Genomic DNA, 1,326 nt, shown 5'->3' with positions numbered 1-1,326 from the left:
GCCAGGCATGGATCAACGATCCCGCCAAGCGGCGTCAGACCGAACAACAGATCCTATAGCGTCACATTCGTTTCATTTGACTTGACAGGCACCGCTCCGCTTCGCGGCCCCCAGGGATCCCGTGATGGTCGCGAAGTGGGTCAAGTTCCAGGTGATCGAGCCGGAGAAGCAGGACTGGCTGCGCGGCTACAACGCCGCCCAACAATATCGGGACCAGGAAGGCGACCTGGACGTCCCGTACGAACACCAAGAAGGCGCCTACCCTCTCGGCCGATGGCTGTCCGACCAGAGAAGGGCGTTCCGAGCGGGGACCATGTCCGGCAAACGCGCCGACGAGCTGGAAGAACTCGGCATGACCTGGGACACCGCCGACACCGCGTTCGCCGAGAACCTCGCCGCCGCCCGCGCCTACCACGCGAAGGCCGGCACGCTGGCCGCGCCCCGGCACGCCACCGCCCTCGACAAACCGGTGGGGCAATGGCTCACCAACCTCCGGCGGCCCGGCGGACTGGGCAAGGAACCAGAACGCGCAGCACGGCGCGCCGAGCAACTCGCCGCGATCGACCCCGACTGGAACCCCCGAGTGCTGGGGTGGACCGTTGACTGGCAACGCCACTACGTCGGCCTCGGCGCGCTCCTGAAGGCCGGTGCCCGCCTCGACGAGATCGTGCCCGGGATGACGCACCGCGGGAACGACATCGGACGCTGGCTCGCACGGCAGACCCGAGACTGGGCACGCCTGAACCCCGAGCAGCAACACCGCCTGGGCAAGGCAGGCATGAAACCGGCTGCACGGGCCCAAAAAACATCAGCACGGACCAGTGTGAAGGCGGCGGGGGTAGGCGAGGGCTCCGACCCGTTCACACGCGGCATCACGGCCCTCCAGCAATACATCCAGCGCGAGGAGAAGACCATGGTCGGAAGGCAGCACGTCGAAGACCTCCCCGACGGCACCTCCGTACGACTCGGCGTCTGGCTCAGCAACCACAAGAGCCGACGGGACCGGCTGAGCGACCAGCAACTCGCGCAGCTCGCCGACCTCGGGCTGGCCTGGGCGCAGCAGCCGCAGCAGGGCGGTGAAGCCTGACACGTCATACCAACCGGCAACCAACTGACCTGCATCATCGCCAAAAGCGTCAGCCCCAGATCGGCATTCGTGTCACCACTCGAATCACCAACCACAACAAGCTGAACAGCAGAAACCCCACACCTGCAGCACTGACATCACGATGCCGAACCACCACCGACAAAAACCCGCACATCATCAGTGGCGGTGGTCCGGGCCCGGGTCAGGTCCCGTAGTTCGCGGACCGGCTCGGGCGGGAC

At 66.4% G+C, this 1,326-nt stretch carries 1 protein-coding gene; it reads left to right on the top strand.

The features are described 5' to 3' along the window. Positions 1 to 124 precede the first annotated feature (124 nt). Positions 125 to 1,087, top strand: coding sequence for a helicase associated domain-containing protein (locus AB0N06_RS38905; protein WP_366139378.1), 963 nt, complete (start codon positions 125 to 127; stop codon positions 1,085 to 1,087). Positions 1,088 to 1,326: the final 239 nt, after the last annotated feature.

The sequence above is a fragment of the Streptomyces sp. NPDC051020 genome, from assembly GCF_040683105.1.
GTDB lineage: Bacteria > Actinomycetota > Actinomycetes > Streptomycetales > Streptomycetaceae > Streptomyces.
The sequence above is the reverse complement of the archived record's forward strand: the minus strand, read 5'-3'. Positions and strand labels throughout refer to the sequence as shown.